7 protein-coding genes are annotated in these 6,770 nt (G+C 64.9%); 4 read left to right on the top strand and 3 right to left on the bottom strand.

Translation table 11 applies throughout. From position 1 onward, the window contains the following. Both WAN71_RS20205 and WAN71_RS20200 read right to left on the bottom strand, forming a co-directional pair. Positions 1 to 984, bottom strand: a 984-nt coding sequence (locus tag WAN71_RS20205) for an AMP-binding protein (protein ID WP_422227031.1), incomplete at its 3' end; no start/stop codon positions are given. A gap of 32 nt (positions 985 to 1,016) precedes the next feature. Next, the gene (locus WAN71_RS20200; RefSeq protein ID WP_422227030.1) at positions 1,017 to 1,823 is read right to left on the bottom strand and encodes a lysophospholipid acyltransferase family protein; all 807 of its coding nucleotides are present in this window, start codon (positions 1,821 to 1,823) and stop codon (positions 1,017 to 1,019) included. 146 nt (positions 1,824 to 1,969) lie between these two features. On the opposite strand from WAN71_RS20200, the gene WAN71_RS20195 reads away from it, so the two are divergent. The 3 genes from WAN71_RS20195 (at position 1,970) to WAN71_RS20185 (ending at position 4,677) form a co-directional block, all read left to right on the top strand. Next, positions 1,970 to 2,755 (top strand): crotonase/enoyl-CoA hydratase family protein, encoded by a 786-nt coding sequence (locus WAN71_RS20195; RefSeq protein ID WP_422227029.1) that lies wholly within the window; start codon positions 1,970 to 1,972, stop codon positions 2,753 to 2,755. A gap of 101 nt (positions 2,756 to 2,856) precedes the next feature. After that, a complete protein-coding gene (locus WAN71_RS20190; protein WP_422227028.1) occupies positions 2,857 to 4,365 on the top strand; it encodes a class I adenylate-forming enzyme family protein in 1,509 nt (502 codons plus the stop codon). A 15-nt stretch (positions 4,366 to 4,380) separates the two neighbouring features. Next, positions 4,381 to 4,677, top strand: a complete 297-nt coding sequence (locus WAN71_RS20185; protein WP_422227027.1) for a hypothetical protein — start codon at positions 4,381 to 4,383, stop codon at positions 4,675 to 4,677. A gap of 4 nt (positions 4,678 to 4,681) precedes the next feature. On the opposite strand, the gene WAN71_RS20180 is transcribed toward WAN71_RS20185, so the two are convergent. Beyond that, a complete protein-coding gene (locus WAN71_RS20180; protein WP_422227026.1) occupies positions 4,682 to 5,311 on the bottom strand; it encodes a TetR/AcrR family transcriptional regulator in 630 nt (209 codons plus the stop codon). Positions 5,312 to 6,089: 778 nt separating this feature from the next. On the opposite strand from WAN71_RS20180, the gene WAN71_RS20175 reads away from it, so the two are divergent. Continuing rightward, positions 6,090 to 6,770: crotonase/enoyl-CoA hydratase family protein (locus tag WAN71_RS20175; protein WP_422227025.1), on the top strand; the 681-nt coding region annotated here is incomplete at its 3' end.

Here is a 6,770-nt window from a genome sequence, read left to right as displayed (position 1 = left end):
GTTGTAGTTGTTGTAGATGACGTCGCCGAACTCGTCCATGAACCGGGTGACGACGTCGGGGCGCATCCGAGATCCCGAAGCGGTGGCGAACCGCAGCGAACGACCGTGAAAGCGACGGCGCACCTCGTCGGGCAGGTCCATGATCCGGTCGAACATCACCGGCACCACGCACAGGCCGGTGGCTTGGTAACGGTCGATGAGGTCGAGGGTGGCCTCCGGGTCGAACTTGCGTCGGGTCACCACCGTGCAGCCCAGCGACGCGGCGAATACCAGCTGCGAAAAGCCCCAGGCATGAAACATCGGCGCCATCACCACCGTCGTCTCTTCGGTGTGCCATGGTACCCGGTCGAGGATCGCCTTGAGTTCGGTCGCACCGCCGCCGGAGTGCTTGGCGCCCTTGGGGTTACCGGTAGTTCCCGACGTCAGCAGGATCAGTTTGCCGTTGCGGCCCGTTTTGGCGGGGCGCTTACCGGTGTGGGCGGCGATCAGTTTCTCGACGCCTGCGTCGTGCGGCTGGTCGGTCCACGCGACGACGCGGGTGGCGTTGGGCTTGTCGGCCAGTGCGCGGTCCACCGAGTCGGTGAACTCTTCGTCGTAGATCACCGCATCCGCGCCTTCGCGATTGACCACCTCAGCCAGCGCCGGCCCGGCGAAGGAGGTGTTCAGTAGCAGCACGTCGGCACCGATCCGGTTGGCCGCCACCAGCGCCTCGACGAAACCGCGGTGGTTGCGACACATAATGGCAACGACTTCCGGTGTGCCGCCGGGCAGGGTCTGCAGCGCCGATGCCAACGCGTTGCCCCGCTGGTCGAGCTGACGGTAGGTCAGTGTTCCGAGCTCGTCGACCAGCGCCGGCCGGTTCGGGCAGCGTTGCGCCGACATCGCGAATCCGCTTGTGACGGAAAGGCCTTCGCGTCTTGCGACGGCAGCGATACGTAGGTACTTATCCGGCCGCAGTGGAGCGATGATTCCCGCGCGGACCATCGTGGCCAGCAGGCCGAGCGGTGCCACCGGTGTTAGCCGATGACCGGGAGGCGACGCTCTTTGGCCAGCGTGTTGAGCGCGTTCTGCATGACGCGGCGGACATGGGCATCGACCGCGTCGACGTCGGGCTCCTCGCCGAATTCGGCCCTCACGTCGATCGGCTCGAGCACATGCATCACGATCTTGGTCGGCAGCGGCACGTTGGGCGGCACCACCGCGGACAGCCCGAACGGGAAGCCCACCGAGATCGGCAGGATCTTTACCCGCATCAACTTGTCCAGCCGCAGCGCCCGCGCCAATCCCATGCCGCGGGACAGGTAGATCTGGTTTTCCTGACCGCCGACGGCCACGGCAGGCACGATCGGAACCCCGGCGTTCAACGCCGCCCGCACGTACCCGGTGCGCCCGTCGAAATCAATGATGTTCTCCGCCAGCGTCGGTCGGTAGACGTCATAGTCGCCGCCCGGGAACACCATCACCACACCGCCGGATCGCAGTGCCTCGTCGGCATTTTCGTGGTTGGCGCGAATGAAGCCGGTGCGAACGAAGAACTCGGCGATCGGGCCGGTGAACAAGACGTCGTGGCTCAACGTAAAGACGGGCCGGTCATACCCGAACTTCTCGTAGAAGCCGGTGGCGAACACCGGAACGTCCATCGGGAACAGCCCGCCGGAGTGGTTGGACACCACCAGCGCGCCGCCCGCCGGGAAGGACTCCAGACCACGAATCTCGGCCCGGTGGTAGCCCTTGATCAGCGGACGGATCCACCCGATCACGCGTTCGGTGAGCCCGGGATCCCACTTGGAGGTCTCCGTAGGTTCGATATCGGTTGCCATCAACGCATTCCCCTGGGATTTTCAGCGTGGAGTTGGCTGTGATGGTAGCTCAGGGCCCTCGACGTCCTCTCGTCGCGGACCGTTCGGAACGGCTCGATACCATCTCCTCGACATAAGTCTTGAACTCAAAGGAGGGGCGCGACAGCGCTATGAACACCGTGAGCACTGAACAAGCCGAACCCGAAGTCCTCGTCGAGCAGCGGGACCGGATCCTGATCATCACCATCAACCGGCCAAAGGCCAAGAACGCGGTCAACGCCGCGGTCGCCAGAGGTCTGGCCGACGCGGTGGACCGGCTTGACGACGACCCGGGCCTCTCGGTGGGCATCCTGACCGGCGCGGGTGGCTCGTTCTGCGCTGGCATGGATCTCAAAGCGTTTGCTCGCGGCGAGGTTCCCATCGTCGAGGGCCGCGGCATGGGCTTTACCGAGCGTCCGCCGACTAAGCCGCTGATCGCTGCCGTCGAAGGCTATGCGCTGGCCGGTGGCACCGAATTGGCGCTGGCCACCGACTTGATTGTGGCGTCGAAAGACTCTGCGTTCGGCATTCCGGAGGTCAAGCGTGGGCTGGTTGCCGGTGGCGGTGGATTGCTGCGGCTCCCCGCACGCATCCCGGCTGCCATCGCGATGGAGCTGGCGCTGACTGGGGAAAACTTCAGCGCCGAGCGAGCGCACGCGCTGGGGATGGTCAATGTGTTGGCCGAGCCCGGGGGCGCGCTGGAGGCCGCGATTGCGTTGGCCGAGAAGATCACCGCCAACGGGCCGCTCGCGGTGGCCGCCACCAAGCGGATCATCGTGGAGTCGCGCGGCTGGAGCCCGGAGACCATGTTCGCCGAACAGAACAAGATCCTGACGCCGGTGTTCACCTCCAACGACGCCAAGGAAGGCGCGATCGCGTTCGCCGAGAAGCGTCCCGCACGCTGGACTGGGACCTGACCGCTATCACGCGCAAATAGTTGCATGATCTAAACTACGAGCCGGGCGGGCATGACACTTCCGGCGGCTTTTGTAACGGGTAAACCACAGAGAGTTCGAGGATGAGCATTTCGTTACTTCTCGAGATGGCTTTGTCGAGCAATCCCGAACGAACGGCCGTCGTCTCGGGCGATACCCGGTTGACGACTCAGCAGCTCAGCGATCTCGCCGACGGCGGCGCGGGCGTCATCGCCGGATCCAACGCCAACCACGTCGTCTACGTCGGCACCGGTGGCGCAATGCTCCCGCTGCTGATCTTCGCGTCGGCACGGGCCGGGCTGGCGTTCACGCCGATCAACTACCGCCTCTCCGCCGACGGTATCCAAGCGCTGATCCGGCGGCTGCCCGAACCGCTGGTGATCGTCGACAGCCGATACCGCGACATATTGGGTGACACCGGACAACAGGTCATCGGCTCCGACGACTTTTTAGCGGCGGCCCAAGACGCGGCCCCCTCGGAAAACCCAGCGGAGTTTGCCGATCCGGATGCGGTCGCGATCGTGCTGTTCACGTCGGGTACCACGTCGCAGCCCAAGGCCGTCGAACTCACGCACAACAACCTGACCAGCTACATCACCGGATCAGTCGAATTCGATTCCGCCGACCCGACGGACGCGGCGCTGATCTGTGTGCCGCCTTATCACATCGCGGGAGTCAGCGCTGCGCTGTCGAACCTGTATGCCGGACGCAAGATGGTCTACTTGCCCACCTTCGATCCCCAGGAATGGGTGCGGCTGATCAACGCCGAGCACGTCACCACCGCAACCGTGGTGCCGACCATGCTCGACCGCATCGTGACGGTGTTGGAGGGCGGCGGTCATGAATTGCCGTCGCTGCGCAACCTGGCCTATGGCGGTTCGAAGGTGGGTTTGCCGCTGGTCCGCAAGGCCCTCGACCTGCTACCTGCTGTGGGCTTCGTCAACGCCTACGGGTTGACCGAGACGAGTTCGACGATCGCGGTGCTCACACCGGAGGATCACCGCCAGGCGCAGGCTGCGTCGGATCCCGCAGTCGTCAAGCGATTGGCTTCGGTCGGTCAACCGGTGCCGGGTATCGAGGTCCAGATCCGCGATGAGAACGGCACGGTGCTGGGGCCGGGGCAGACCGGTGAGTTGTTCGTGCGCGGTGATCAGGTCTCGGGCCGTTACACCGGAATCGGCTCGGTGCTCGACGCCGACGGGTGGTTTCCGACCAGGGACATCGCCACCCTCGACGGTGATGGCTACCTATTTATCGGCGGCCGCAGCGACGACACCATCATCCGGGGTGGTGAGAACATCGCGCCCGCCGAGCTGGAGGACGTGCTGATCGAACACGTTCATGTGCGTGACGTCGCCGTGGTCGGCGTCGACGATCCGCAGTGGGGGCAGGCGATCGTCGCGGTGGTGGTGCCGGCCTCCGGCACCGACCCGGATCCTGAGGAGCTGCGCGAGCACGTCCGCAAAAACTTGCGGGGTTCGCGTACGCCCGACCGGGTAGTCTTTCGCGACGAGCTGCCCACCAACGCGACCGGCAAAGTGCTCCGCCGTGAAATTGTCGAAGAGCTTCGCGCCGCTCCGGCCGAGCAGTAAGGAACTTCAAAGATCATGATTAAGAACGGAACCCGTCTCGCCAGCCAGGTGTGCGACACCCAGGTCATCGTCGTTCGAAGCTCGGACAGCCTCGACGATCTGCGCTGCGGCGGCGCACCGATGGTGGCGTTGGATGCCGAGCGGTCCGGTGAACTGGACCCGACGTTCGCCGACGGCAACGTGATGGGCAAGCGCTACGTGGACGAGACCGGCGCTGAGGTACTGGTTACCAAGGCAGGTGCTGGAACCCTGGCTGTCGGCGAGACCGCGTTGAGCCTCAAGGAAGCCAAGCCGCTGCCGGCGAGCGACTAGTCGGCTAGTTCACGCGCTGGTCTGGCAGTCCGTTGCGGCGGACGAATTCCCTTGCCTTGACCAGAAATTCGAGCTGCTCGTAGACTTTTCGCAGCGGGTCGCTGCTGCGTAGCGAGCGGCAAAGCACAACGGCGCCTTCCAGCGTGGCGATCGCCATCACCGCCAACGAATCGGCATCCGACTCGAGAAAGCCATCGGCGACGAAAGCCCAAGTCAGCGCCGTGCGCCAGTGCGCGAAAATCCGTCCGGCCTCGGCGGCCAGCCGGACTTCGTCATCGCCCGAGCCGATTGCCGCGGCCACCACGGGGCAGCCGGCGTTGAAATCGCTGTCGGCCAGCACACGTTCCCAGAATTCGACGAACTGCCGCAGCAGCACCTTGGCCCCGCGCCCAGCGGCGTCGTCAATATCGGCGGTGATCGCATCCCCGGCATACCGGAGCGCCTCGGCGAGGATCTGATTGCGCCCGTCGGGGAAGTGGTAGTACACCGAGCCACGGGGCGCGCCGCTGCGGGTGAGCACCTCGTCGATGGTCACGCCTGCGGCTCCGCGCTCACACATCACCTCGGCGGCGCTGATCAGCATCTTGGTTCGGGTATCACCGCGCTTGCTGCGGGCATGCGTCGTTACCGACATGGTCGTGCTGTCCTTTAGCCGTCCGACCGTCACGCAGCGCGCGACTGGCGCAGGTGCGGAAGTTTCCACTGGATGGGACGTGGACCAAACCCCAGGGGTCGGAATGACTTGCGGCGTTGGTCAGGAATTTCCCGGCTAAAGCGGAAGCCGGCGATGTTGATCTCGACATTCAACACGGTTCTCTCCTGGGCTAGCCCACAATTATGCAAAGGATCATAGAACGCCGTCCACTCGTTTATCAAGTGTAGAACAACGCGATGGTAAATCCGCAGTTAAAGGTGCCACAACCATCGTCGACAACTCTCAGCATCTTGGCGTGATATGTCCTATTGCATAATCGTGGGTAATGCGATTGACTCGGCCGTTGACGTCCTCTCCCACCTGAGGTGGGAGATTCCAACCCGTTGCACCTGGGCTTCAGGAGAACAGAGTTGAGGTTCACGGTTCACAGACCGGCTAGCGCCGAAGTCTCCCCGCGCTGTCACCGCTCGTCCGGCGGCGATGTTGCTGCATGCGGCGTCCGCCCTAGTGTGGCAGGGTCGCACATTGCAGGCTCCGCCCTGGAAAACCGCTTGGCTCTTGCGGCTCTCAGGGGCGGCGTGCACGAACCGGGCCCGGCGACAGCGCCCGACCAAAGCTGCTGCTTGCTTACGGCTTTGAAGCAACCGGAACCTGCACACACCGGCAACATAACCGCGACCACCGACAACTTCCCGAAAGGAGAGAAGCGGCGTTTCCTTCCCCTGCTAAAGCCAAGGATTTCCACGCCGCAGACCTGATGACTTCGGAAACTGCACCGGCCGCACTGCCGGCCCTGGAAACCGTGACCCTCGAGCGGGACGGACACGTCTTGCTGATCGGCTTGAATCGACCGCACAAGCGCAACGCCTTCACCCAAGCGATGCTCACCGACCTGTCCCGCGCCTACGGGCTGCTGGAATCGGACGCGTCGGTGCGCGTCGGTGTGTTGTTCGCGCACGGCGATCACTTCACCGGCGGTCTGGACCTTGTCGACGTCGGCCCCAATATCGCGTCGGGCGATCTGCCCGCGCCATCAGACGGACGCGACCCCTGGCGCCTGGACGGTTCCTGGACCAGGCCGCTGATCGCAGTGGCGCACGGCTGGTGCATGACGCTGGGTATCGAGCTGCTGCTGGCGGCCGACGTCCGCATCGCGGCGACGGGCACCCGGTTCGCGCAGCTCGAGGTGCAGCGCGGCATCTACCCATTCGGGGGCGCGACACTTCGATTGCCTCGCGAGGCCGGATGGGGCAATGCCATGCGCTGGCTGCTGACCGGGGACGAGTTCGACGCCGCCGAGGCGCACCGGATCGGTCTGGTTCAAGAGGTGGCCGAGGACGCTACCGCCGCCTTGGCGCGCGCCCGCGAGATCGCCCACACCATTGCCGAGCGCGCTGCGCCGCTGGGCGTGCGCGCCACCCTGGCGTCAGCGCAGCTG

Source organism: Mycobacterium sp., assembly GCF_049280035.1.
Lineage (GTDB): Bacteria > Actinomycetota > Actinomycetes > Mycobacteriales > Mycobacteriaceae > Mycobacterium.
The sequence above is the reverse complement of the archived record's forward strand: the minus strand, read 5'-3'. Positions and strand labels throughout refer to the sequence as shown.

Coding starts and splice junctions, on each gene's coding strand:
- WAN71_RS20195 (WP_422227029.1), top strand. CDS start 1,970: ATGAACACCGTGAGCACTGAACAAGCCGAACCCGAAGTCCTCGTCGAG.
- WAN71_RS20190 (WP_422227028.1), top strand. CDS start 2,857: ATGAGCATTTCGTTACTTCTCGAGATGGCTTTGTCGAGCAATCCCGAA.
- WAN71_RS20185 (WP_422227027.1), top strand. CDS start 4,381: ATGATTAAGAACGGAACCCGTCTCGCCAGCCAGGTGTGCGACACCCAG.
- WAN71_RS20180 (WP_422227026.1), bottom strand. CDS start 5,311: ATGTCGGTAACGACGCATGCCCGCAGCAAGCGCGGTGATACCCGAACC.